Source organism: Antiquaquibacter oligotrophicus (assembly GCF_020535405.1).
Lineage (GTDB): Bacteria > Actinomycetota > Actinomycetes > Actinomycetales > Microbacteriaceae > Rhodoglobus > Rhodoglobus oligotrophicus.
Genome location: NZ_CP085036.1, coordinates 2,687,264 through 2,711,353 on the forward strand (window position 1 = coordinate 2,687,264; position 24,090 = coordinate 2,711,353).

The 24,090-nt window shown below is 64.2% G+C and carries 20 protein-coding genes and 1 tRNA gene; 14 read left to right on the forward strand and 7 right to left on the reverse strand.

Going from position 1 to position 24,090, the window contains the following annotated elements; genetic code table 11:
- Nucleotides 1-5 precede the first annotated feature (5 nt).
- The 4 genes from rsfS (at nucleotide 6) to LH407_RS13180 (ending at nucleotide 1,768) form a co-directional block, all read left to right on the forward strand.
- A complete protein-coding gene (gene rsfS, locus LH407_RS13165) occupies nucleotides 6-383 on the forward strand; it encodes a ribosome silencing factor (RefSeq protein ID WP_322133528.1) in 378 nt (125 codons plus the stop codon).
- Nucleotides 384-430: 47 nt separating this feature from the next.
- Nucleotides 431-1,165: an acetolactate decarboxylase gene (gene budA, locus LH407_RS13170; RefSeq protein WP_322133527.1), complete on the forward strand. Its 735-nt coding sequence runs from the start codon at nucleotides 431-433 to the stop codon at nucleotides 1,163-1,165.
- Between the two features lie 21 nt (nucleotides 1,166-1,186).
- Complete coding sequence (locus tag LH407_RS13175; protein ID WP_322133526.1) at nucleotides 1,187-1,630, forward strand: DUF4870 domain-containing protein; 444 nt, start codon at nucleotides 1,187-1,189, stop codon at nucleotides 1,628-1,630.
- A 65-nt stretch (nucleotides 1,631-1,695) separates the two neighbouring features.
- Nucleotides 1,696-1,768 (forward strand) — tRNA-Ala (locus LH407_RS13180).
- 240 nt (nucleotides 1,769-2,008) lie between these two features.
- Here the strand turns inward: LH407_RS13180 and LH407_RS13185 are convergent.
- Nucleotides 2,009-4,591, reverse strand: coding sequence for an amidase (locus tag LH407_RS13185; protein ID WP_322133525.1), 2,583 nt, complete (start codon nucleotides 4,589-4,591; stop codon nucleotides 2,009-2,011).
- 396 nt (nucleotides 4,592-4,987) lie between these two features.
- Here LH407_RS13185 and LH407_RS13190 point away from each other — a divergent pair, with 396 nt between their 5' ends.
- The 7 genes from LH407_RS13190 (at nucleotide 4,988) to LH407_RS13220 (ending at nucleotide 16,059) form a co-directional block, all read left to right on the forward strand.
- Nucleotides 4,988-8,482, forward strand: coding sequence for a cell wall-binding repeat-containing protein (locus tag LH407_RS13190; RefSeq protein ID WP_322133524.1), 3,495 nt, complete (start codon nucleotides 4,988-4,990; stop codon nucleotides 8,480-8,482).
- A 291-nt stretch (nucleotides 8,483-8,773) separates the two neighbouring features.
- A complete protein-coding gene (locus tag LH407_RS13195) occupies nucleotides 8,774-9,748 on the forward strand; it encodes an ABC transporter substrate-binding protein (protein WP_322133523.1) in 975 nt (324 codons plus the stop codon).
- 114 nt (nucleotides 9,749-9,862) lie between these two features.
- Nucleotides 9,863-11,410, forward strand: coding sequence for a sugar ABC transporter ATP-binding protein (locus LH407_RS13200; RefSeq protein ID WP_322133522.1), 1,548 nt, complete (start codon nucleotides 9,863-9,865; stop codon nucleotides 11,408-11,410).
- On the forward strand, nucleotides 11,407-12,447 hold the full coding sequence (locus tag LH407_RS13205; RefSeq protein WP_322133521.1) for an ABC transporter permease: 1,041 nt from the start codon (nucleotides 11,407-11,409) through the stop codon (nucleotides 12,445-12,447). Before LH407_RS13200 ends, LH407_RS13205 begins: the two co-directional genes overlap by 4 nt.
- Nucleotides 12,444-13,463, forward strand: coding sequence for an ABC transporter permease subunit (locus LH407_RS13210; protein ID WP_322133520.1), 1,020 nt, complete (start codon nucleotides 12,444-12,446; stop codon nucleotides 13,461-13,463). Before LH407_RS13205 ends, LH407_RS13210 begins: the two co-directional genes overlap by 4 nt.
- A 48-nt stretch (nucleotides 13,464-13,511) precedes the next feature.
- Nucleotides 13,512-15,029 carry a sugar ABC transporter ATP-binding protein gene (locus tag LH407_RS13215; protein ID WP_322133519.1) on the forward strand — a complete coding sequence of 506 codons (1,518 nt, stop codon included), beginning with the start codon at nucleotides 13,512-13,514 and terminating at the stop codon, nucleotides 15,027-15,029.
- Nucleotides 15,016-16,059, forward strand: coding sequence for a LacI family DNA-binding transcriptional regulator (locus LH407_RS13220; RefSeq protein WP_322133518.1), 1,044 nt, complete (start codon nucleotides 15,016-15,018; stop codon nucleotides 16,057-16,059). Before LH407_RS13215 ends, LH407_RS13220 begins: the two co-directional genes overlap by 14 nt.
- A gap of 6 nt (nucleotides 16,060-16,065) precedes the next feature.
- On the opposite strand, the gene LH407_RS13225 is transcribed toward LH407_RS13220, so the two are convergent.
- Nucleotides 16,066-16,734 (reverse strand): nucleoside/nucleotide kinase family protein, encoded by a 669-nt coding sequence (locus LH407_RS13225; protein ID WP_322133517.1) that lies wholly within the window; start codon nucleotides 16,732-16,734, stop codon nucleotides 16,066-16,068.
- Between the two features lie 65 nt (nucleotides 16,735-16,799).
- Here LH407_RS13225 and LH407_RS13230 point away from each other — a divergent pair, with 65 nt between their 5' ends.
- Complete coding sequence (locus tag LH407_RS13230) at nucleotides 16,800-17,585, forward strand: hypothetical protein (protein ID WP_322133516.1); 786 nt, start codon at nucleotides 16,800-16,802, stop codon at nucleotides 17,583-17,585.
- Here the strand turns inward: LH407_RS13230 and LH407_RS13235 are convergent.
- Together LH407_RS13235 and LH407_RS13240 are read right to left on the reverse strand one after the other, a co-directional pair.
- On the reverse strand, nucleotides 17,582-18,784 hold the full coding sequence (locus LH407_RS13235) for a cation:proton antiporter (protein ID WP_322133515.1): 1,203 nt from the start codon (nucleotides 18,782-18,784) through the stop codon (nucleotides 17,582-17,584). The genes LH407_RS13230 and LH407_RS13235 overlap by 4 nt on opposite strands.
- Nucleotides 18,785-18,792: 8 nt before the next feature.
- Nucleotides 18,793-19,287, reverse strand: coding sequence for a cation:proton antiporter regulatory subunit (locus LH407_RS13240; protein WP_322133514.1), 495 nt, complete (start codon nucleotides 19,285-19,287; stop codon nucleotides 18,793-18,795).
- Nucleotides 19,288-19,351: 64 nt separating this feature from the next.
- Between LH407_RS13240 and LH407_RS13245 the strand changes: the two genes are divergently transcribed.
- Nucleotides 19,352-19,612: a TFIIB-type zinc ribbon-containing protein gene (locus LH407_RS13245; protein WP_322133513.1), complete on the forward strand. Its 261-nt coding sequence runs from the start codon at nucleotides 19,352-19,354 to the stop codon at nucleotides 19,610-19,612.
- Nucleotides 19,613-19,638: 26 nt separating this feature from the next.
- A complete protein-coding gene (locus LH407_RS13250) occupies nucleotides 19,639-20,115 on the forward strand; it encodes a hypothetical protein (RefSeq protein ID WP_322133512.1) in 477 nt (158 codons plus the stop codon).
- Between the two features lie 6 nt (nucleotides 20,116-20,121).
- On the opposite strand, the gene LH407_RS13255 is transcribed toward LH407_RS13250, so the two are convergent.
- The 3 genes from LH407_RS13255 to LH407_RS13265 are packed head-to-tail and all read right to left on the reverse strand — an operon-like array spanning nucleotide 20,122 to nucleotide 24,033.
- Nucleotides 20,122-20,916 (reverse strand): ferritin-like domain-containing protein, encoded by a 795-nt coding sequence (locus tag LH407_RS13255; RefSeq protein WP_322133511.1) that lies wholly within the window; start codon nucleotides 20,914-20,916, stop codon nucleotides 20,122-20,124.
- Between the two features lie 16 nt (nucleotides 20,917-20,932).
- On the reverse strand, nucleotides 20,933-23,227 hold the full coding sequence (locus tag LH407_RS13260; protein ID WP_322133510.1) for an SDR family oxidoreductase: 2,295 nt from the start codon (nucleotides 23,225-23,227) through the stop codon (nucleotides 20,933-20,935).
- Nucleotides 23,224-24,033, reverse strand: coding sequence for a hypothetical protein (locus LH407_RS13265; RefSeq protein WP_322133509.1), 810 nt, complete (start codon nucleotides 24,031-24,033; stop codon nucleotides 23,224-23,226). Before LH407_RS13265 ends, LH407_RS13260 begins: the two co-directional genes overlap by 4 nt.
- Nucleotides 24,034-24,090 lie beyond the last annotated feature (57 nt).

The window sequence follows — 24,090 nt, forward strand, 5'->3', positions numbered from 1 at the left end:
ACCATGTGACTGCATCCGAAAACGCCCACCGATTGCTCACCGTCGCTGCTGTGGCAGCGGACGCGAAACAGGGCGAGGATCTCGTAGCACTCGACGTTTCAGGGCCTCTGCCGCTTACCGACGTTTTTTTGCTCGTCTCAGGTAAGAACGAACGCAACGTCCAGGCCATCGCGAGCGAGGTGGAAGAGAAACTCATTGCCGTCGGTGCCAAGCCGCTGCGTCGGGAGGGCCGTGCCGAGGGCCGCTGGATTCTCCTCGACTTCGGCGACCTGGTGGTGCACGTCTTCCACGAGGAAGACCGCATGTACTACTCGCTCGAGCGTCTGTGGAAGGACTGCCCCGCGATTCCCCTCAACCTGCCGGTGGCCCCGGCCGTCGACTGACCGGTGTTGCCGCGCTGACGTGGGTCCGCGCGTAGTACGGTTCGGTTGTGGCATCCGGTGATCTTCGGCCCCGACCGGGCAAAGCTGTTCAGCAGTTCTCGTTCGTCGATGCACTCGTCGCGGGTCTTTACGAGGGTGCGTTCGCGGCGTCGGATGTTGCTGAGGCTGGCACCCTCGGTGTCGGCTGTGGCGACGCGCTCGATGGTGAACTCGTGCTCATGGACGGGCGAATGGTGTTGTGCCGAGCCGACGGGGTGGTGCACTCGGTTGGCGACGACGAACGCTTGCCCTTTGCGGAGGTTGTCGCCTTCGAGCCGACGTTCAGCGTCGACGTCTCCGACGTGGGGGAGCGTGCCTTCGAGCGCCTCGTCGAAAGGCTCGTGCCGAGCAACAATCTGTTTTATGCACTCCGAGTGGATGCGGCGTTCTCGACGATGACCGTGCGCGAGGCGGTTCGCCAGGAGGCACCGTTCCGCGGCCTTGCCGAAGCGGTCAAGGACCAGCGCGAGACCACGGCCCGCGACACCGTGGGCACGATGGTCGGGTTCAAGGGCCCGGACGTGTTCCAGGGTTTGAGTGTCGCCGACTTTCACCTCCACTATCTCGACAGCGCCGGCCGGTTCGGCGGCCACGTGCTCGACTTCGAGCTCGTCTCGGGCACGGTCGAGATGGAGGCATACTCGACGTTCACGCTGCACCTGCCCGAGGTTGAGTCCTACCTGGCTGCCGAACTCGACGACATGTCCGCCGACGCGGAAATCCGCTCGGCGGAGGGCTCCTGAGGGATCTGGCACACTTCTCCAATGCCCGAAGCGCAAAACCCGTACGCGAACCCCGTCAGCACCGCAGTTCCGCTGAGTCCGGCCGAAGAGAAGCAGTGGGCGGTCCTCACGCACGTGCTGGGGATCTTTTTCGGCGTGATCTCGGCGGCGGCTTTTTACTTCATCTATCGCGACCGTGGTCCGTTCGTGAAACATCACACCGCGACGGAGTGGAACTTTCAGCTCACGCTGGCCGTAATTCACGGCGTGAGTTTTCTCCTGGCGTTCCCGTTGATTATCGGGGCGACTCTTCCCGGGACCAGCTCTGACACGTTTTTCGTGGCTTGGGCCATCTACATGGTTGTGTACCTCCTGAATTTTGTGCTCCGTATCGTCGCTCTCGTCCTCGGCATTCGGGCTGCAGTTGCCGCGAATCGCGGCAGTTTCTACACGTACCCGTCGTTCCGCTTCGTGAAGGTGGCGTAGCGACGATCCGTCGGCGGTCAAGGGGATGCTCTGGCATCCGGTATAGTGAATGAGCACGTTTTCACGGGCCCGTGGCGCAGTTGGTAGCGCACCTGCATGGCATGCAGGGGGTCAGGGGTTCGAATCCCCTCGGGTCCACAATGTGATGAGTCGCGACATGTGTCACTCAAGAGCTCGGCCGTCGGCCGGGCTCTTGTTGTTGGTTCCGCCGGTAGCTGCGGTCTGCGTTGAGCTCGGTGTGCCGCATGGCGGAGAAATCTCGGACTAACCGGCGAGTCGCGCGGCGAGGCTTGCGGACGGGCCGAAATCTCCGCCGCGCGGCACCGACGTGGGGCCCGGCCGCATTGCGACCGAGCCCCACAGATGCAGCTGCGTGCGTTACGACCGCTGGCGTCTCCGCGCCGTGGCACCGACCGCGAGCAGCAGCCCGGCGCCGAGCAGGGCGAGGCTCACGATCGCGATCGGCTGCGACTCGGATCCCGTGTGCGCAAGAGCGGGCTGCTCCGCAGCGGGCGGGATGACCTCTCCGTCGTCACCGATGACGGTCAGCGGGGGAGCGAACTGCGAGGTGAGCTGGCCCTGCACTCGCTGCTCGAGCGCGTAGCCCGCACCGAGCACAGCAGCGTCATCCCACGCGCGACCGACGATCTGCAGTGCCATCGGGTAGCCGTGTCCGTTGGCGCCCATCGGCACGACGACAGTCGGCACACCGTAGTTCGACGTCGGCACACCCGTTGCGCGATCCGAGGAGTGCTGGTTGCTGTTGCCGTCGTTGTTGTAGATGTCGGAGAGGAACCCGGCGTAGACAACGAAGTCGACGTCCGCAGCATCCATCCACTGGGCGATGCGATCCTTCGACTGCTGGCGTGCGTCGATTCGAGCCTGGATCTGCTGATCGGTCGGCGGCGGAACGACAGCACCACCGGTGTTGTCGGTTCCCCGGTTGTACGGCAGGACACGTTCGTCGGCCTTCAGTGTGCTGCTGTTCGGGAAGGGGAAGCTCTGCTGCTGGGAGATGTACAGCGCCCAACCGTTGACGCTCGGAGCGCTTCCGGCCGAGGGCGGGTTGCCCATCTCCACGAGGGTTGCCCCGGCCGACTCCAACTCCGACAGGCTCGCGAGCATGGCGCTTCCGGTGTCGTCGTCAGCGAAACCCGACACAAACGAGCTCGGGATGAAACCGACACGCTTGCCTTCGAGCGCGTCCACCTCGAGGAACTCGGTCCAGTCTTCCGGTCGGTGCGCGTCGGCCTGAGCGGTGAGAAGCTCGCCGGGGTCCGTGCCGGTGGTGGCGTTGAGGATGAACGCTAAGTCGGTCACAGTTCGGGCGATCGGGCCTGCGTAGTCCTGACCGTAGGTGAGGGGCATCACCCCGCGGGTGCTGGCCATGCCGTCGGTCCCACGGAACATCGTCATGCTCGACCCCGTCGCCGGCGCGTACAGCGAGACGCCGGTCTGGGTGCCCATGGTGCCGGCGGCGAGGCTCGCCGCGAGGGCGACCGCCGATCCACCACTCGACCCGAACGAGGTCTTCGAAGGTGCAAGTGCATTCCAGGTCTGGCCGTAGCCGCTCTCCGAGCGGCTTCCGGAGTTGGCCCACTCCGAGAGGTTCGTTTTGCCGAGGATGACGGCTCCCGCCTCGCGCAGCTTCGCGACCTGGTACGAGTCCTCCGCTGGGGTCCAGCCCTCCAGTGCCGCCGATCCACCGGTCGTGGGCATGTCGTAGGTGTCGTAGATGTCCTTGATACCCATGGGGATGCCGAGCAACTCGCCCGTTTCACCTGCGGCGCGCTTCGCGTCGGCGGCACGCGCCTGGTCGAGGGCGTCCGGTGCAACCGTGATGAACGTGTTGAACCCGAACGGTCCACCGTCGTACGCGGCGATGCGGTCGAGGTAGGCCTGCGTGATTTCCTCGGATGTCACGACGCCGAGCTCCATGTCGGCCTGCAGCTGTGCGATCGATTTGCCGACCACGTCGTACTTGATCGTTGTGGTCGTCGGCTGCGGGGCGGGAAGCGGCGGGAGTTCGACGGCGGGGGCATCCGCGCAGCCATCTTCTGGCAGGTCCCAGTTGGCGATGGTGCAGACTTCGGCGGCGCCCAGACCCGTGAGGTCCGGGGCGGACGCGATCGCCGCGAGATCGGCGCTAGCGTCTGCGACCGCTCCGGCACCGGTGCTGCCCGCGTGCACGTAGCGCAGCAACGACTGCGTTTCTCCCGGTGCGAGGGAGATCGAGTTGATGAAACCGTAGAAGTTCGCCTCGTGGCCGACCGTGACGAGGGGAGTCTCGAAGGGGTTGCGCTCCTGGTTTCCGGTGCGCACGATCGCGCCGTCGAAGGGGGCCGGGGTGCCGAGCACCGTGCCGATGGGCCGAGTGTTCGTCCCCGGTTGCGCTACGACAACCCAGGAGTCTTCTCCGCCGATAGCGGTATCGCCGTTCGTGGTGGCGGCCACGGTTCCCTGTTGCGCTCCTGATCCGTAGCCGAGCGCACCGCCGAAGGAGACCTCGACAGTGACGGGGGAGGTGGACGTGTTGGTGAAGGTGTCGAAGAAACGTGCCGCTTCGGATGCGGCACCGAGGTCGATTCGGCGGGTCACGGCGACCTCCCCCATGGGCACGGAGTTGGTGCTTGAGAACGTGCCGACGCCGTCGAAGGTCAGACCAAATCCGCGCATCATCTGGCCGTTCATGAGCGGTGGGCTTGTGCTGTCGACAACCTTGACGAAGATGTTGCCGTACCCGTCGACACGGCTGTCGTTGATGGCGCGGATGCTGCCGGTGTCGAGACCCGGCCTCGCGCTGTCGTGGATCTGCCACGCGGCGTTGGAGGTGGGGACGGTCGTCACGGCCGTGGCCGGTGTGGCGACAAACGAGGCGAGAAGAGCGAGTGACGTCGCTCCTGCCGCTAGGGCACCGATGTGCCGTCGTCTGAATCTGGAGCGGTGCGAGAGTTCGGTCATGTAACGCTTCTCCTCGAATGGCACTGGCGACTTGCGTTCGGGTCCTCGGTCGTTCGCGCGACGGATGATTTCAGATCGAAAGTACCGACGCGGTGTTTCCCCCCATTGCTCCGAGGTTTCGCTCAGGTAACACCGACGAGGGTTTTGTTGCCTTTGAGGATTATTCGGCGCGCGACGCAGTCGAGGATGGCGCGGCACTTGCGTCGACGCGTGAACAAATCCCCGCTTGCGACTTGTTTCTGCGCATGTGAGCGGTAACAATTGGCTGTGTGCCTCCCCTTCAGGGGTAGAACTTTCCGCGTTCGCCAGGCACGTTCCCCATACAAAGGAGTACGGAGAAGAATGTTGTTCAATGCACCCAATCGACGAACCCGTCGCCAAACGACGGCGTTAGTCATGTCCATGACGTTGGGGGTGGGGGTACTTGCTGCGGTAGCGCCAGCAGCCTCCGCAGCCGATGTCACCGATGGCCTGCTCCATCATTTCCAGCTGGATGAGACATCCGGCACGGTGATCGCAAACACGGGTAGCGCCGGTTCTGCGTTCAACGCCACGCTCATGAACGCCGGCAAGGCCGAGCTCACCGGCGAGGGCATCCGTTTCAACCCCGACGATTACGCCAACGCCCTCGAGGGCGGCTACGTCGATCTCCCCGACAACCTCACCTCAGGGCTCAACAACTTCACCGTCGATTACGACATCTGGATCGACCCCGCCAACGTTGGCGACCACCAGATCTGGAGCCTCGGCTACAAGACGGGTTCGTGTGACGTCGCCGGCGGCACCGCGATCTTTGCCTCGAACACGCAGCGCATCCGCACGGCGGCGGGCAACACCAACGTTCAGCAGAACCGTGTGCGTCTGGCCGAGGGTGTCTGGAAGCAGGTCACCTACACGCAGACGCTCAACCAGAACGGCACGAGCTGGACGGGCACGATGTACATCGACGGCGTCCAGCACGCTCAGGCGACCAACATCACGGTTCCGCCGTCGGTGGGCGGCGCGAACGGCTCGAACTGCAACTACCTCGCCCGCTCGCAGAACCCGGCCAACTACTCGTTCCGCGGAACCCTCTCCGACTTCCGCATCTACAACCGTGCGGTCACTCCGTCCGAGGTGACGACTCTCGCCTCCGACGCGAACGCGGCAGGGGTGACGGCGGATGCCGCGGCCATCGACCTCGGACTCACGAGCGCAATCGTCGACGACATTGTGCTCCCGCGCCTCGGCACCGAGGCCGGATCGGCGATCACGTGGTCGTCGTCCGACCCGTCAGTTGTCGAGGTTGTGGTGCCACCGGCCGTCAACAGCGCGCGCAAGGTGGCGACGCTCGGTGTCATCACGCGACCCGCTCAGGGTCAGCCGGATGCCACGGCTGTCCTCACTGCGACCCTCACGAAAGGCTCCGACGCCCAGACGGTGCGCCAGATCCCCATCACGGTGAAGGCCGAGTTCGACGAGCAGGCTTCGGTCGATCGCGACACACTCGACCTCGAGCTGTACAAAACCGACGACATCCGCGGGTTCATCGATCTGCCGGACACCGGCGAGTTCGGTTCGACGATCACATGGGAGTCGTCCAGTCCACTCGTGACGCCCACCGGCGAGGTGACTCGCCCCGCGTACGGTCAGCCGAACGTCGAAGCGACTCTCACGGCGACGATCGCCAAGGGCGCGGCATCCGAGACGAAGGAGTTCGACGTCACGATCGTCTCGCTCCCGCGCGAGGAGGAGAACGAGCGTTACTTCCTCGGTTACTTCAAGGGGGAGAACCTGCCGGACGGCGAGCAGATCATGTTCGCGACATCCAACGGCAACACGGCTCTCGATTGGACCGGTCTGACCGGGGGAACCCCGTCGCTCGTCTCGCAGCTCGGCGACCAGGGTCTGCGCGACCCGCACATCGTTCGTTCGCCCGACGGTGACACGTTCTACATGATCGCCACCGACCTCAATTGGTACGACCAGGGCGGCTACGCGATCAATGACACTCAGTACATCGAGGTGTTCGAGTCCCACGATCTCGTCAACTGGACGCCGCAGCGTCACGTCAAGGTCGCCCCGGATAATGCGGGCAACGCATTCGCGCCCGAGTCGCTGTGGGTGGAGGAGACCGGCGAGTACGCGGTGTTCTGGGCACAGTCGCTCTGGAACGACCCGATCAACCGCACCGGTCAGGGCAATGCGCAGATGTGGTACAACACGACGCGTGATTTCCAGACCTTCTCGGAGCCGAAGGTGTGGCAGGACCCCGCTCCGAACTCGCGTATCGACACGACCGCCATCAAGGTGGGCGAGTACTACTACCGGGTGACCAAAAACGAGACGAACAACTCGAACTCGGATCTGTTCTCGGAGAAGCACACCGACTTCCTCGACAGCAACATCAACAACTGGCAGCTCCTCGCTCCGTCGCTCGGCAAGACGACGTGGGTCGCGAACCAGGGTTATGAGGGTCCGGTCATCTTTGAGGCCAACCCCGGCGACACCGCGTGCCCCGGTCAGTTCTACCTGTGGGGCGACCGTTACACCAACGGTGGCGGCTACCAGGCCGCGTGCCACGAGAACATCGAAGCGCCGACATGGGAGGCGAAGGCCATCACGATGACCAACGCCGGCGTACAGCGCCCACGTCACGGAACGGTGATCCCGATCACCCTGCGCGAGTGGAACGACATTCGCGGTATTCCGAACGAGGACGTCGCAACGTCCGTCGAGGTCGCGGTCGACGCTCAGGTGCTCGAGGGTGGCGTGGCCGACGTGTCGGCCACGGTGACCGCAGCCGACACCTTCCAAACCGGTGGTGAGGTGCGCTTCACCGTCGGTTCGTGGAGCGAGTCGGCCTTCATCGAGAACGGTGTGGCCACGGTGTCGCTGCCGAGTGATCTCGCAGTGGGCAACTACGACGTGACCGCCGAGTTCCTCGGGTTCGAGATCCTCGAGGCATCCGACGACTCGGCGTCCTTCAGTGTCGTGCCGGCTCCGGATGCCACGGTCGATCGCATCGCGGGAGCCAACCGCTACGAGGTTGCCGTGAACATCTCGCAGGAGGCGTACCCCGGCACGGCTCCGGTTGTGTACATCGCCAACGGTGAGAACTACCCGGACGCGCTGTCGGCTGGTCCTGCTGCCGCGTACGAGGGTGGACCGCTGCTGCTGATCCGTCCCGACGTCATCCCTCAGGTGGTCCAGGACGAGATCCAGCGACTCGACCCGTCCAAGATCGTGGTGGTCGGTGGAACGCTCTCGGTCACGGAAGGGTCGTTCAACGTCCTCTCCGGGCTCACCGATGAGATGGTGCGCATCGCTGGCGCCAACCGCTTCGAGGTGTCGCGCAATGTTGCCGAGTACGCCTTCGGCGGCGCCGAGGTGCCTCTGGCCTACGTCGCGACGGGGGAGAAGTTCCCCGACGCGCTGTCAGCCGGTGGGGCGGCGGGTTCGCAGGATGCCCCGGTGCTTCTGGTTCGCGGGTCCGCTCAGGACCTCGACGCAGACACGCTGGCGCTCCTCGATGACCTCGGCACGACTGAGACTCGTGTCCTGGGTGGCGAGGCGTCGGTGACTCCTGGTGTCTTCGACGATCTCGACGCGGTTACGACGGCGACGAGGCTCGGTGGAGCCGACCGCTACGAGGCGGCGCGCACGATCAACGCTGACGCGTTCGATTCGGCGGAACGCGCATTCATCGCTACGGGGCTGAACTTCCCGGATGCCCTCGCGGGTTCCGCGTGGGCTGCCGCGACGAGCTCGCCGCTCTACGTTGTTCCGGGAACGTGCGTTACCGCGGGCGTTCTCGCGGATCTGGAGGGCCTCGGGGTCAGCCAGATCACACTCCTCGGAGGGGAGGCGTCGCTGTCGCCGGCGGTGCTGAACCTCACACCGTGCGTCTAGCTCGGTAATACTGTGGCCGCCGCGTAGCGTTCGTACGCTGCGCGGCGGCCCATGTTCGCGTTCACATGGGGCCGCGGCATCCCGCAATACTCGCGCGGTGCAGTGGCGGCGTGCGCCGATACTTCGGCGTTTATGCGCCGTTGCGTTATCAAACCGTTATCATTTGCTATGGTGTGAGAGCCGAATGTGAAGGCTAACATTTGAGCCAATGCCGACGAAGTCATTTCGATCAGGCAGGTCCTCACACCAAGAACCCGACCTCGGTCGGGCCCGAACAAGGAGGTTTTGGGTATGAAGAAGAAGGTCCTCGGTGGTCTTGCCATCGCGGGTGCATTTGCACTCGCACTGACGGGTTGTGCCCCTAGCGGCGGCTCCGGCGCCGGTGGCGGTGACGAACTGATCACCGTCGGTTTCGCACAGACCGGTTCTGAGAGCGGTTGGCGTGCAGCCAACACGGAGTCGATGCAGGAGGCGTTCTCGGAGGAGAACGGCTTCGAGCTCATCTTCAACGCCGCAGACAACAAGCAGGAAGCGCAGATCGCAGCAGTCCGCAGCTTCATCAACCAGGGCGTCGACGCGATCGTGATCGCGCCCATCACGGTCGACGGCTGGGACGACGTGCTCAAGGAAGCTCAGGATGCCGGCATTCCGGTCATCCTCGAAGACCGCACGGTCTCGGCGAGCGAAGACCTCTACGCGAGCTGGGTCGGTCTCGACTTCGAGCAGGAAGGCCGCACCGCTGGTGAGTGGGCCGTTGAGGAAGCCGGCGACGCCGGTGCCAACCTCGTGATTCTCGAAGGCACGACCGGTTCGTCGGCCGCGCTTGACCGCGCTACCGGTTTCGGCGAGGCGATCGACGGCTCGTCCATCAACGTCCTCGACTCGCAGACGGGTGACTTCACCCGCGACGGCGGCAAGAAGGTCATGGAGGGCTTCCTCCAGAAGTACGGCTCCGAGATCAACATGCTGTTCGCGCACAACGACGACATGGGCCTCGGTGCTCTCGACGCGATCAAGGCCGCTGGCCTCGTTCCCGGCCAGGACATCAAGATCGTCACGATCGATGCGGTCAAGGACGGCATGCAGGCGCTCGCTGACGGCGAGTTCAACTTCATCGTCGAGTGCAACCCGATCCTCGGCCCGAAGGTCGCGGAGCTCGTCAAGAAGGTTCTCGACGGCGAGGAAGTTCCGAAGTCGGAGATCGTTCCTGACGGTGCGTTCACCCAGGAGGACGCCATCGAGCTCCTCCCCACCCGCCCCTACTAGGCGGTAGTCGAAAGACGAACCCGGATGCACCGGGGCCCACTTGAAGGGTCGGCCCCGGTGCATCCACCACCTGACTGCCACGCCACCGTCGTTCACACCTGAGGAAGATTGCGCATGCCCGCGGAACCAACCGCCCCCGCTCCCGTCGTGGAGATGAGGGGAATCACCATCGAGTTCCCCGGCGTCAAGGCCCTCGACAATGTCGATTTCGTCTTGCGACCGGGCGAGGTTCACACCCTCATGGGGGAGAACGGGGCTGGCAAGTCCACCCTCATCAAGGCGCTCACCGGCGTGTACACCATCAACGGCGGCACGATCACCGTCGCCGGCCAGGTTCGCGACTTCAAGGGATCGGCAGACGCACAAGCGGCGGGCATTTCGACGGTGTACCAAGAGGTCAACCTGTGCACCAACCTGACCGTGGGTGAGAACGTCATGCTCGGCCACGAGGTGCGACGGTTCGGCGCCATCGACTGGAAAGCCACCCACCGGGAGGCTGCACGTCACCTCGAGAGCCTCGGCCTGACCATCGATACACGTTCGATGCTCTCGAGCCATTCGATCGCCGTCCAGCAGTTGGTCGCTATCAGCCGCTCCATGGTCACCGACTCCATCGTGCTCGTGCTCGACGAGCCGACCTCGAGCCTCGACCGCAGCGAAGTCGAGCAACTTTTCGCCGTCATCCGTCGTCTTCGCGACAACGGCGTCGCCATTCTTTTTGTCTCGCACTTCCTCGACCAGGTGTACGAGATCTCCGACCGATTGACCGTTCTGCGCAACGGGACGCTCGTGGGTGAGTTCCTTGCGGCCGACCTGCCTCGTGGTGAACTCATCTCCCACATGATCGGTCGTGTGCTCGATGAGCTCGACGCCCTGTCGCGAGCTGCTGACCGACCCATCGACCGGAGCTCAGCGCCCGTGTACCGCGCCACCGACCTGGGGCGGAAGGGTGTGCTGGAGCCGGCCGACATCGACGTCTTCGACGGCGAGGTGGTCGGCATCGCCGGGCTCCTCGGCTCGGGTCGCACCGAACTCGTTCGTCTCATGTACGGTGCCGATCGCCCCGAAAGCGGAAACGTCGAGGTGCGTGGACGGGCCGCCAAGATCACCAACCCGCGCAATGCCATTGACCGCCGCATCGCTTTCTCGTCGGAGAACCGGCGCTCGGAGGGCATCATCGGCGATCTCACCGTCGCCGAGAACATCGTGCTCGGCATTCAGGCCAAGCGTGGTTGGCTCCGCAAGATCCGCGGTGCCGAGCAGGCAGCAGTCGTCGACGAGTACATTGCCGCTCTCGACGTGAGGCCTCCGAATCCTCACCGATTGGTCCGTGACCTCTCGGGCGGCAACCAGCAGAAGGTGCTCCTCGCGCGGTGGCTCGCCACCGCTCCGCAGCTCATCATCCTGGACGAACCGACCCGCGGAATCGACATCGGAGCCAAAGCCGACATTCAGCGCAAGGTCAACGAACTGGCCGCCCAGGGGCTTTCCGTTGTTTTCATCTCCTCCGAGCTGGAGGAGGTGGTGCGCATCGCCCAACGCGTCGTCGTGATGCGTGATCGTCATAAGATCGGCGAGTTGAGTTCGCACGACCTCGAGGTCGACGACCTCATCGACTTCATCGCCGAAGAACACCACGAGAGTCCGGAGAACGTGGCATGAGAACCGTCATTAAACATCGGCTGTTCTGGCCGATCGTCGCACTCCTGACGCTCATCGTGGTCAACACGATCGCTCGGCCGTCCTTCGTGAGTGTCACGATCCAGGGTGGTCAGCTCTACGGCCCGCTCATCGACATCCTTCGCAACAGTGCGCCGCTCATGCTCGTGGCGCTCGGTATGACGATCGTTATCGCCACGCGTGGCATCGACCTTTCCGTTGGCGCGATCATGGCCGTATCAGGAGCGGTCGCGCTCACGATCATCCAAGGCTCACCAGACCCGAACGGTCTCGGGACTGTGCTCGTCGCAATCGTCGCTGGCGTTCTCGTCGCCCTCGTGCTCGGCGCCTGGAACGGATTCCTCGTCGCGGTAGTCGGTATCCAACCGATCATCGCGACCCTCGTGCTCATGCTCGCGGGGCGCGGTGTCGCCCTCCTCATCACGGGCGGGTTCATCACCACGATCACGAGCGAGCCCTACCGATTTATGGCGCAGGGCTACGTGATCGGATTGCCGTTCGCGTTCTACGTGTCGATCGCGGCCGTCATTGTGGTGGCACTGGCCGAACGCCGCACGGCCCTCGGGGTGCTCACCGAGGCGGTGGGTATCAACCCCGAAGCCAGTCGTCTCGCCGGCGTCCGCTCTCGCGGCATCATCTGGGGCGCGTATGCGGCAAGCGGACTGCTCGCGGGACTCGCGGGCATCCTGTACAGCTCCAACATCATGGCGGCGGATGCCAATGCCGCAGGTCTCTACATCGAGCTTGACGCAATCCTCGCCGTGGTGCTCGGTGGAACCTCCCTCATGGGTGGCAAGTTCAGCCTCGCGGGAACGGTTGTCGGTGTCTTCACCATCCAGACCCTCAAGTCGACGATCACCTTCCTCGGGGTTCCGCCCGCGGTCAGCCCGCTGTTCCTTGCGATCGTTGTCGTCATCGTTGTGCTCGTGCAGTCGCCCCGTCTCCGCGGAGCGGTACAGCGCGGATGGCGTTCGTTGCGTCCCCGACCGACCGAGAACTCCACGGAGGTGGCCCGATGAGCATCCAGACTCCCGTCCAGTCCAAGCCGACGGCTGTTGCGGTCGCGCAGCGCTTCCTCAGCAGGCACGTTTCATGGATCCCGGTTTTTGCGGCGATCGTCATCCTCGTGGCGATGTTCCTGGGCGCCCAGGCGTACTTCGGTAACTTCCTCACACCACGTGTGATCTCGTCGCTCCTTCTCGACAACGCCTACCTGCTGATCCTCGCCGTGGGCATGACGTTCGTGATTCTCACCGGCGGTATCGACCTGTCGGTCGGTGCTGTCATGGCGTTCACGGGGATGCTCGGTGCGAGCCTGTTGCGCGACGGGCTGCCCGTCGGCATTGTCATCCCTGTCATGCTGCTGCTCGGCGCCGGCATGGGTCTCGCCGTCGGAATTCTCATCCAATACTTCGATGTCCAGCCGTTCATCGCGTCGTTAGCGGCGATGTTCGCGGCTCGCGGTCTTGCGTTCATGGTGAGTCTGTCGTCGATTCGTGTCGAGGAGCCCGCGATCCTGTGGCTGCAAAGCACACGAATCCAAGCGGAGCCGGGGAGCTGGTTCATCACCCCGACCGGCATCATCGCGTTGCTCGTGGTGCTCGTTGGTGCGCTGCTCCTCGCCTACACACGTTTCGGTCGCACCATCTACGCGATCGGCGGTAACGAGCAGTCGGCTCGCCTGATGGGACTCCCTGTCGTGCGCACCAAGCTTCTCGCCTACGTGATCAGCGGCGTGTGTGCCGGTCTCGCCGGTGTCGTCTTCACGGCGTATACGGGTGCGTCCTACCCGCTCAACGGAATCGGCACCGAACTCGACACGATCGCCGCCGTTGTCATCGGTGGAACCCTCCTGACCGGCGGTAGCGGCTATGTGCTCGGCTCGATGATCGGCGTCCTCGTCTACGGAACCATCAAGACGGGGATCTCGTTCCTCGGCGCGGATCAGTCGTGGACTCGAATCACGATCGGGGCCCTGCTGCTGCTCTTTGTTGTCGTTCAGCGTGTGATCGTCAGCCGTTCCAGTCGCCGGTAGCGTGCGCGTCGGTTCGCGCACGCCGTTTCGGGGGGCATGATAGTCACCATGACCCAGAGCCGCCCCATCGTGGAGGTGGCGGGAGCGACGGTTCGCTTCCGTGCCGAGACAGCGCTCGATGGCGTCGATTTTCGGATGTTCCCCGGTGAGGTCCACTCGCTCATGGGTGAGAATGGCGCGGGAAAATCCACGCTCATCAAGGGCATCACGGGGGCGTTGCATTTCGACGAGGGTCAGATCTCGCTCGAGGGGGAGCGGGTCGACTTCCCGACCCCCGCAGAGGCGCAGAGTGCGGGCATCGGCACCGTCTATCAGGAGATCGATCTCCTTCCCAATTTGAGTGTTGCCGAAAACGTCATGCTCGGCAGGGAACCGCGCACCCGGTGGGGGACTATCGACTGGAAGGCAATGCGCCGGTCAACGGGCGAGGTGCTTGCGGGCCTCGGCCTCGATATTGATCCGGCATCCGCCCTGTCCACGCACTCATTGGCGATTCAGCAACTCGTGGCTATCGCCCGGGCGATCTCGACGGACGTCAAGGTGCTCATCCTCGACGAGCCAACATCCAGTCTCGATCTCGACGAGGTCGCAGAACTCTTCCGTGTCATCCGAGAACTCAAAGAGCGGGGTGTTGCGATTCTCTTCATCTCGCACTTCCTCGATCAGGTGTACGAGATCTGCGATCGAATCACCGTGCTGCGCAACGGCAAACTCGTCGGTGAGTACCTCACAACCGAGCTCCTCCGGATCGACCTCGTCCAGAAGATGTTGGGCCGCGCGTCCGACGACGTGGTCGTGCGTCGGCATACGGAGGCGCCAGCGACACAGGTCTCGGCCATGCTGGAGGCCCGAGGTATGAGCTCGGGCAATCGACTCTCGGACGTGGACGTCGTTCTCGCCGAGGGAGAGGTTCTCGGTCTCGCTGGTCTCCTCGGTTCGGGACGCTCGGAGCTCGCCAGGGCGATCACGGGAATCGACAGACCGGATGCCGGCACCATCTCGCTCGACGGAGTGGTGATCTCACCCCGCAATCCCCGACGCGCCATCGGTTTCGGACTCACCTACGCTTCCGAGGATCGCAAAGCCGAGGGCATCATCAGCCAACTGACCGTGCGCGAGAACATCACGTTGGCTCTCCAAGCCCAGCGTGGCATCTTCCGGCGAATGCGAGCATCGCGGCAGCGTGAACTGGCGGCGAGCTGGATCGAGGCGCTCGGCATCCGCCCGGCATCGACCGAGCAACTCGCCGGCAACCTTTCGGGCGGCAACCAACAGAAGGTTCTTCTGGCGAGATTGCTCGCGCTGGCTCCTCGGATTTTGGCGCTCGACGAGCCGACTCGAGGCATCGACATCGGAGCGAAGGTGGAGGTGCAACGATTGGTCTCGGAGTTGGCTGAGAATGGAATGTCGGTCATCTTCATTTCGGCCGAACTCGAGGAGGTTTTGAGGGTGTCCTCGCGCATCACGCTACTCAGAGGGGGTCGGGCTCTTGCCACCGTTCCCAGCGAGGACCTGTCCGTCGAGTCGCTCATGGCGATGATTGCCGCACCAGATGACGACGAGTGAGAGCAAGCGGCCCGGTTCCGACGAGAAGTCGACCAGGGCCGCGAACATTTTTGATGTCGCGCGACTGGCGGGGGTCTCCCATCAGACGGTGTCGCGTGTTCTCAACAACATTCCGAGTGTGCGCCCCGCAACGCGCGAGCGGGTTGAGCAGGCGATCGCACAGTTGCGGTACAGCCCGTCGCCAGCTGCTCGCGCACTCGTCACCAAACGCACCCGCACGATCGGTCTCATCACCCCGGGTACCTATGAGTACGGGCCGACCTCGACCGCCGTGAATTTCAACGTCGCCGCTCGAGCGGCCCGCTTCAGCGTCGACACGGTGAGTTCTCTCGATTCCGACCCGTCGGGCGTTCGCGCGATCATCGAGTCGCTCTTGCGTCAGAGGGTGGATGCCATCGTCCTCGTCGTCGCGGACATCGCCGTTCTCGATGTCGTCCTGGAGTTGGACCTCGGTATTCCCATCGTCATTGTGGCCGCCTCGTCCCGACACAGCCCGTCGATCATTTCCATCGACCAGTACCGTGGTGCGCGCGCGGCCGTGCGACACCTCGTCGAGCTCGGTCACGATCGTGTATTCCACGTCGGTGGCCCGGAGCAGGCACCCGACTCGATCGAACGAGTGCGGGGGTGGCGCGACGAGATGTCCGCGAGCCGCCTCGTTGTTCCCGAGGTCATCCATGGGGATTGGTCAGCCCAGAGCGGCTTCGAGATCGGACGGCGGATGTCCGACATCAGCGCCGGTAGCGCCGTGTTCGTCGCGAACGACTACATGGCGCTCGGCGTCATCTCGGCGTTGGCGGAGCGCGGCCTGCGGGTGCCGGAGGATGTCAGCGTTGTCGGTTTTGATGACGTTCCGGAGGCGGCGTTTTTTATGCCGCCGCTGACCACCGTGAGACAGGATTTTGCGTCGCTCGGGGCGCTCATCATGCAGAAGGTCCTCATCGCCATCGAGGAGCCAGACACGATCGCCGAGAGCACACCGCTCCCTACGAGGCTCATCGTTCGGGAGTCGACGCGTCCGACGGGCTGACCGACACTACAAGCCGTGGGTGATGTCTCCGGTGAGTCCTGAGACCACGAGGTCGGCATAGGCGCGGGTCGGCTCGATGAGCCGTGCATTGGCGCCATCGACGTCGCGAGCCCACGCGATCGCTGCGTCGAGCGAACGTCCCGAGCGGATGTGGCGTTCCACGAGTCGTCGCTCTCGTTCTCGCTCGTCGGTGGAGCAGAACCACGCCTCATCCATCGCCTCGCGACCGCGGAGCCACGGATGCTCGGGCACAAGGAGGTAGTTGCCTTCAACCACCACGATCTCGGCCTCGGGCGGGATCATGATCTCGCCGGCGACCGGCTCGTCCACGGTCCGCTCGAAGCTCGGAGCGAAGATCGGGTTGCCTGTCTCGTGCCGCACCCGCTCGAGGAGCGCCACAAATCCCCAACCGTCGAACGTATCGATTGCTCCCTTACGGTCGCGCCGACCCAAACGATCGAGCGTTGCGTTAGCGAGATGGAATCCGTCCATCGGGAGGTGTGCCGCGCTCGCGCCGAGGAGGCTTGTCAGCGCGCTGGCCAGGGTCGTTTTGCCGGATCCCGGGCTTCCGGCGATGCCGACCGTGACGCGGCGCCCAGCGGCTTCGTGGAGGGAGCGAAGTCGATCCACGAGCGCCTGGAGCTCTCGCTCGGGATAGACGGCAGGGTCTGACACACAGCGATCATCCCATCAACGGGTGATGCCACCGAGACGGTCGCCTACTCGGATACAGTTGGGCGGTGACCGACCTGAGTTTGCGATTGCCCAACACGCGTCTCAAGGCGGTGTTTCATTTGGGAGCGAAGCGAGCCGCCGCGCTCCCGCTTCCCGCACGTTTTGCCGAGCCTCAGCTGTTCGCCGACTGGGAGCCAGAAGATGGCATCAGCTCCCTTTTCGTTGACTTTCCCGACGGCGGACTTCACGCCGAGCTGCGCGCCGGGGTGTTGGATTCACACTTCCACACCGCTGCGGGCGAGGAGACCGACACGAGCCCATGGCCGGAAGCCGATTCGGCTCTCCTGGTGACATGGGGCGCCGTGCTCTTGCGAGACTTCCAGGAGTTGATCCCGGACCTGTTGGACGACATCAGTGAAGCGGCTGCGTGGCACGAGGCCGGCTTCGACCTCTACGTGTGCGAAGTCGACGAGCCGGTCCAGTTGGACCTCATCGAGGTGGAAGTTCAGGGCGAGCTGATGACCTTGCCGTGGCTGGGTGCCGGCGTGGTCTCGAACGATCACATCGACGGTGATGGCCACCGAATTGCGCTCTACTGGGGCCACGAGGGCACGGAGCCCGACCGCGCCATTGCCGAAGCGTGGCTCGACTCTGGCACCGAGGAACCGGTGACGCGAGCTCTCCCTGGCGTGGATTGGACCGAGATCGGGTTGCCCGAGGCGGAGGTGCTCGAGTGGCTCTCCGGTATCTACCTCAACCATCACGTCATTCCTGCCGCGGAGGGCACGCTTCTCGACGCGGTCCTGCGGCGAATGGGTGGTCTTCCCGACCTGCCGATAGGCGACGCCTAGGTTATAGCGGCGGCCTGTTTCGCTTCGGCGACGAGTCTGCGGCGCCGTACCTCCGCTTTGAAGAGCGCAGTGTCGGGAATCCTTGCCAAGAGTGGCCCAGCGATGATCGTGATGAGCACGTAGGCGGTAGCGAGGGGTGCGATGGTGGGCTCGACTCCTGCCGCGACGGCGAGCCCCGCGATAACGAGGGAGAACTCGCCGCGGGGGGCGAGTGAGAGCCCTGTTCTCCAACGACCGGGCACGCCGATGCCCGCTCGGCGTGCGGAGAGATATCCGCTCGCAAGCTTGGTGCCCATTGTGAGTACTGCGAGCAACAGCGCGGGAACGAGTACAGGCACGATGGATGCTGGGCTTGTCGTGAGCCCGAAGAAGACGAAAAACACGGTCGCGAAAAGATCGCGCAGGGGCGCGAGCACAATAGTGGCGTTGTGTGCGACCTGTCCGGAGATCGCGATTCCGACGAGGAAGGCGCCGACGGCGGCGGAGACGCTCACCTGCTCGGCTAGTCCCGCCACGAGCATGGTGAGTCCGAGAACGCCGAGCAGGAGAGGCTCCGGATTGGCGGCGGGGAAGAGCCGTGAGAGCTGCTTACCGAAACGCAGGGCAATAAACAGGATGACGGCGACAACCCCCACGGCGATGGCCACGGTGATCGATCCCTGAAGCAGGCCCGTTCCGATGAGCAGAGCGGAGAGTATGGGGAGGTAGAACGCCATCGCGAGGTCTTCGATGACGAGGGTGGACAGGATGACCGGTGTCTCACGGTTACCGAGTCTCCCGAGATCGCGCAGCACCTTGGCGATGACACCCGACGACGACACCCACGTGATCCCGGCCAACGCGACCGCGGCGAGCCAGTCCCACCCGAGGAGAAACGCGAAGAGCGCTCCCGGGATTGCGTTCAGCAGACCGTCGTAGATTCCCGCAACACGAGACTGTTTGAGACTCGAGACCAGTTCTCGCGGAGAGTACTCCAGCCCCAGCATGGCGAGCAGCAGGATGACGCCGATTTGCGCTCCGACCTCGAAGAACTCCTCGCTCGCGCGCAACGGAATGATCCCGCCGTGTCCGACGGCAAGCCCGGCCAAGAGATAGAGGGGAATCGGCGAGATGCCGAAGCGCAGCGCGATCCGACCGACGATGCTGAGGATGAGGAGGAGTGCTCCGACCTCGATGAGCAGGACAGTCGTCTCGTGCATCGCGCCCGCTAACTCGGGCCGCGGTCGATGAGCTTGGCGAGACGGTCGAGACCCTTGCGGGTACCCACGGCGACGATCACGTCGCCGTGTTCGAAGACGGCGTCGGGGCCGGGGGAGGCGATGACCTGGCTTCCGCGAAGGATCGCGACGATCGACGAGCTCGTGAGGGTTCGCGCCTTCGTATCACCCATGGGCCTGCCCACGAATCCCGAACCCGTCGGGAGCGTGATCTCGTCCGTGTACAGGCCGACCGCGTGATCGCTGAGCGTGCTGAGGCGCGAGAGTTGGATGGACGACCCCAGGATCTCGGCAAGAGCAGCGGCCTCATCATCCGTGAGGGGGATCGAGTCGGTGCTCGCGTCGGGGTCATCGGCGTCGAAGAACGCGAGATCTCTCTCGCCCGTGCGGTGGGAGACGACGGCTACTCGCCGGCCGCTGGCCGTGATGACGTCGTTGCGCATCCCGATTCCGGGAAGGTCGACGCGTTCAATCCGTACGCTCACGGCACCACGCTAGCAGCGAGAGTGTTTCCAGAATGTTCCAAGGGCTCATCGGCATCATGGAGGCATGAAATGCCCGAACGACAACACGACCCTGACCATGAGCGAGCGCAGTGGGGTCGAGATCGACTACTGCCCCGAGTGCCGCGGAGTGTGGCTGGATCGCGGCGAGCTCGACAAGATCATCGACAGGGCCGGAGCGAGCGCCCCAGCCACACGCGCGCCCTACCCTCAGACGGCGCCCGGATATCCGAACTCCGGCTACCCGCAGCAACAGCAGCCCTACCGCAAGAAGAAGGACAACTGGCTCAGCGAGTTGTTCGACTAATCCGGGCCTGTCGCTAGTCTGGCGACATGGATATCTCCGACTGGAGCGAACTCTTCGTCGCGGCGGCCGGAGCGTCTGCGGCCCTTGCGGGACTCATCATCGTCGCCATGTCGGTCAACGTCGACGTGATCGTGGCGAGTCCGTCTATGCCGAGCCGAGCGGGGGCGACGATTTCGGTCCTGGTCCTCGCAACTCTCATCTCGATTGTCGCTCTCATCCCGGGCCTTTCTGTGTCGGCCACAGGGTGGGTCATCCTCGTCATCGCGTTGGCGGGTACCGTCCTTCCCCTCGAGTCGGCCGTGCGGCTCGTTCGAGACAAGGTGTCGTCTCCTCTTGCGAAGAGCGCCGTTCTCGTGATTCCCACGCTTGCGATGGTGGTCGGCGGTGTTGTTCTCGTGACCGGGGATGCAGCGGGCCTCTACTGGGTGGTGGCCGGTATCGTCCTCGGCTTTGTTGGCACGGTCCTCAACGCGTGGGTTGTGCTTATCGAACTGCGGCGCTGAGCGAATTTAGGCTGCGACGCCGTACTTCTTCATCGAGGTTTCCACGATGGTGAGGCCGTCGAGGCCCGGCATCCGGGAAATGTGCTCATCGAGCTTGCGGATCTCTCGCAGACCCTCCTCACCGGCGAAGAGATGCCCCATGACGTGGGTGACGTCGTCCGGTTCCATGATGCTCGAGCCGACCGGTCCCCACGCGTTCTTGAGCGCGAAGCGCGCGATGACCTGCGCCTTTTTGCTTTTGGCGAGTCGCTCACGGGCCTGCGTCGCATAAAACGCGACGTGTCGTGCTTCCTGCTTGGCGATGCGGCGAAGGAGCTCGGCGAGCACGGGGTGCTGCTGCAGTTCGGCGAGGCGGTTGTAGGCCGCAACCGCAGACCACTCGTTGGCAGCGCCCCAGATCATGTGAACCGCGATGAAGTCTTTGCCGACGATGTTTCCAAGCAACGACTGCTTGATCGGATCGAGGCGATCCTTCCAACCGAGCTTCAGTCGTGTCGCCTTGAGTTGGTCGAAGTCCACGGTGACGCCGTGCTTGGCGAGCACCGCGGCGAGAGCTTCGCCATGCCAGAATTCCTCGCGATTCCACATCGTCATGAACGCGGAGACATCCGCCTCCTTGTGCGACGGGGTGACGAGGAGATCGCGGAGGTAGCAGACGGTGTGGTACTCGACGTCGCACATGTACCGCAATGTTGCGAGGGTCTCGGGCGGCAGCGGATTGGTCTCGAACTCGTCGAAGTCGAGATCCTTCCAGGCGACGCTGACCGAGGTCTCGGTGTACTTGTCGATATCGAATGCCATGGCTGCACGCGGTCGGTTAAGACGCCCGACCCGCTCCTTCCGCGATCGTGGCTTGCTCGGGTAGTTCGGTGCGGGGGGCGGCCGGGATTGGTCCAGCCCCGCGCCTCCAGTCAAGCACGCTCCAGTGCTTCTCTCGCGCATGACGATAGAGCCGGATGTCCGGATTGACCGCGCTCGGATGCCCGAGCAACTGCAGCCACACGAGGTCTGCGTGGCTGTCGCCGTACCCGTAGGACTGGCTCAAGTCGATGTTGTTCTGTGCCGCGTAGTGACGAAGCCACGCAGCCCTGGCCTCGTCGACGAGCGGCGGGTCAGCGAGGAACCCGGTCAGTTTTCCGTCGCGCTCGTGCATCCGGCCCGCTACGACCTCGTCAAAGTAGGGAACGAATGGCTCGACCATGAGGTCGATGGTCCCCGTCACGAGAATTGTGCGGTGGCCGGCATCCCGATGCTCCTGCACTCTCTGAAGCGCCTCGGGAAGCGAGTGTCGAAGCATCGCTCGCCCGAATCGCCCGTCGACTTCACGGCGTATCTCGGCAACTTTGAAGCCCTGGTAGCGGCGCATGAAGGTGCGGATGAACTCACCGCGGTCGCGGCGTTCGGCCTTCCAGTACTTCCTGAGCGAGAAGGCGAAGTTCGCGAGATCGTGTGCGAAGCGCTTGCGTGGCACGGTGTTGGACCAGAGCTGGAGGTACTGCTCGACGAGGTTCGAGTCCAGCACCGTGCCCTCGAGGTCGAAGATGGCAACCACGTCGTCTCGGACCGGAAGGGCCCTTACCGCTTTCTCACGCGCCGCGGGTCGTTTACCGAAGGCGCGTGTGAGAGTCGTCACGGCGGGGAAGTGAATGGTCTGAAAGTAGGTGGGCCAATCGAGCTCGGTGACGTCGAAACCTTCGGACTTCTGCGTCTCCTCGGGAAGCGAGTGCAATAGGGCTCGGGTGTTCGTGTCGTCGAAGATGATCTCGGTCTGCACGTACGCGCGGTAGAGCTCGGTGAATGCGCGGAGCTGGCTGAGGCCGTGTTGCCCCTTCGTCACGGTGTCGAGCCAGCGTCGGGTGCGAGGTGTGGATGGCAGTCGTTCGATGACACGTTCGGCGCGTTCGGCCTGACGCTCTCGCCTGACGAGGGCACGCTCGACCTTGTGTCCACCGGGGAAGCGCCAGCGTGGCACCGCGATGTCGCCCTTCTCGTCGGGCAGCGGGTTGGTGGTGAAGTAGGTGTGCACGTTCTCGTACATCTGGTGGAACGGGAGCGGGTTCGATTTGCCCGAGACAACCTGGAAGTACTTGGGTTCCTTCGGGACTGCGGGTCGGGCGGCGACCGCGAGGGTCGCGTTGACGACAAAGTCGACCGGGATGATGTCGAGCACCGAGTCGGGGAGACCGGGGAAGTCGGGCAGTTGACCGCGGCCGTAGGCGATGATGAGCGGGTCGGCGACCTTGAAACCGTCTATCCAACCGGGGTACGGGTGACGGAGGGCGCTCTCGATGATCGAGGGCCTGACGATCGACAGGCGGTGGCCGGCATCCGACCACAATTCCTCGGCCGCACGCTCGGCGAAGGCCTTCGTGAGTGTGTAGACGTCGGTCCATCCAAGGCTCTCCGCCCTGGTGCGCCCGAAGTCGACTAGCCGTTCTCGCACCCAGTCGGCGCGAGCGGCCTCCGCGAACTGAGCGACGGCCTGCGGTCCGGTCTTGCCGTGACGTGCCTTGGCGACGGCAAGGTGTCGGCGCAGTGCCTCCGGCTTACGCGATTCGAGTTCCACGCGTTCACGGGCCGAGCGCGCGGCGTCGTATTCGGCGCGCCAGTCGACCTCGTGAGTCAGCGATGCCTCGGGCACGATGCCCTTGCGGATCCCGCCGACGTAGGCCGTCGAGATGTGTACGACATGCGGGTCGCTGCCGCTCGCGAGGAGGGCTCCGTACACGCCGTGTGCTCCGCCGACATTGGTGTCGAATGCCTCGTCGATCGGCGGATCGAATGACACGGTGGACGCGCTGTGAATGACGACGTCGAGGTCTGAGGGAAGTGCGCCGACGTTGCTGAGGCTTCCGTCGACCACTCTCACCCGATCCGCGAACTGGCGACGAGCTTCTTCCTCGCCGACCTCATCCATCCAGCGTCGGAATACGGGCTTGCGGAGGAGGTTCTCCAGGCGAGCCTGCGCGGTCTGGCTGCCCTTCCCGCGCACGAGAACGGAGATTCGTGTGCCCGGATGCGACGACAGAAGTCGTTCGAGGATGGCTTGCCCCACGAAGCCAGTGCCGCCCGTGAGGAACACGTGCTCGTTGGTGAGAATGGGTGAGGTCACCGTCGGGTGGCCTTTCGGATCAGGCCGAGTCCGGATTGACCGGGCAGCGAATCGATGCGGGAGTCGAGGTCGTCGACAACCTCGCGGGAGTCGAAGAGGTAGTCGAAGAAGAAGCGAGTTTCGGCTTCTGGCTCGGCCTTCGCGCCGATTGGCCACGGTGTCTTGGCAAGCCGTCGGCGGGTGAGGGAGCGAGCGCGAGGCGACTCGGTGAGCCGGAAGCGCGCTTGTGCCTCGAAAAATTCGAGCTGTCGAGCCTTGACCTGCCGAAACTGGTCGGTGACGACGGTCAGTTCCGGTCGGTTCTCGACCGCGCTCAGCCTTGCGTACGCGGTCTGGGTGAGCCACTCGTCGACGGTGCCGAGGCTCATATGCACGGCGATCATGGGAACGCCGATGATGTTCGCGACAATGGACTCGCGGATTGTGCGCTCAACCGGTGTCCGGAAGACGGCGTCCGACGTGGCTCCCTCTGGCTGATGAGCCAGGAGAATCTGCTGCAGGGCGTCGGCGATCCAGTACTTCTCGTACGCCCACGTGACGAGGAACGCTGTGATGCGAGCGTCCTTGTGGGTCGCCGTCACGAGCACACTGCGGAGGTGTGTCATCGTCGCTCGCTCGATCACCTGGAGATAGGCCAGCGCGCGAAGCGTGTCCGAGGAGAGGGGAGCCTCGCGGAACAGGCCCAATTCCAGGTCGCTTCGGAAGCTTCCGTGGGCTGTGCGGGCGAACTCCCGAACGTCGAAGTCGGGGGCCGGGTAGGCGGCGTCGCGACCGGACTCGATAGAGGTCTCCGGCAGTTCACGCATCCGTCATTCCTCCGGCAGTCTTGGCGAGCATGCGCCAGTCTATCCGCCTTACGCTAC

What these genes read in the sequence shown, in the direction of transcription:
- LH407_RS13245 (WP_322133513.1), top strand. Translation starts at nt 19,352, where the DNA reads ATGAAATGCCCGAACGACAACACGACCCTGACCATGAGCGAGCGCAGT.
- LH407_RS13220 (WP_322133518.1), top strand. Translation starts at nt 15,016, where the DNA reads ATGACGACGAGTGAGAGCAAGCGGCCCGGTTCCGACGAGAAGTCGACC.
- LH407_RS13205 (WP_322133521.1), top strand. Translation starts at nt 11,407, where the DNA reads ATGAGAACCGTCATTAAACATCGGCTGTTCTGGCCGATCGTCGCACTC.
- LH407_RS13250 (WP_322133512.1), top strand. Translation starts at nt 19,639, where the DNA reads ATGGATATCTCCGACTGGAGCGAACTCTTCGTCGCGGCGGCCGGAGCG.
- LH407_RS13235 (WP_322133515.1), bottom strand. Translation starts at nt 18,784, where the DNA reads ATGCACGAGACGACTGTCCTGCTCATCGAGGTCGGAGCACTCCTCCTC.
- LH407_RS13190 (WP_322133524.1), top strand. Translation starts at nt 4,988, where the DNA reads ATGTCCATGACGTTGGGGGTGGGGGTACTTGCTGCGGTAGCGCCAGCA.
- LH407_RS13215 (WP_322133519.1), top strand. Translation starts at nt 13,512, where the DNA reads ATGACCCAGAGCCGCCCCATCGTGGAGGTGGCGGGAGCGACGGTTCGC.
- LH407_RS13200 (WP_322133522.1), top strand. Translation starts at nt 9,863, where the DNA reads ATGCCCGCGGAACCAACCGCCCCCGCTCCCGTCGTGGAGATGAGGGGA.
- LH407_RS13175 (WP_322133526.1), top strand. Translation starts at nt 1,187, where the DNA reads ATGCCCGAAGCGCAAAACCCGTACGCGAACCCCGTCAGCACCGCAGTT.
- LH407_RS13210 (WP_322133520.1), top strand. Translation starts at nt 12,444, where the DNA reads ATGAGCATCCAGACTCCCGTCCAGTCCAAGCCGACGGCTGTTGCGGTC.
- LH407_RS13195 (WP_322133523.1), top strand. Translation starts at nt 8,774, where the DNA reads ATGAAGAAGAAGGTCCTCGGTGGTCTTGCCATCGCGGGTGCATTTGCA.
- LH407_RS13185 (WP_322133525.1), bottom strand. Translation starts at nt 4,591, where the DNA reads ATGACCGAACTCTCGCACCGCTCCAGATTCAGACGACGGCACATCGGT.
- LH407_RS13255 (WP_322133511.1), bottom strand. Translation starts at nt 20,916, where the DNA reads ATGGCATTCGATATCGACAAGTACACCGAGACCTCGGTCAGCGTCGCC.
- LH407_RS13265 (WP_322133509.1), bottom strand. Translation starts at nt 24,033, where the DNA reads ATGCGTGAACTGCCGGAGACCTCTATCGAGTCCGGTCGCGACGCCGCC.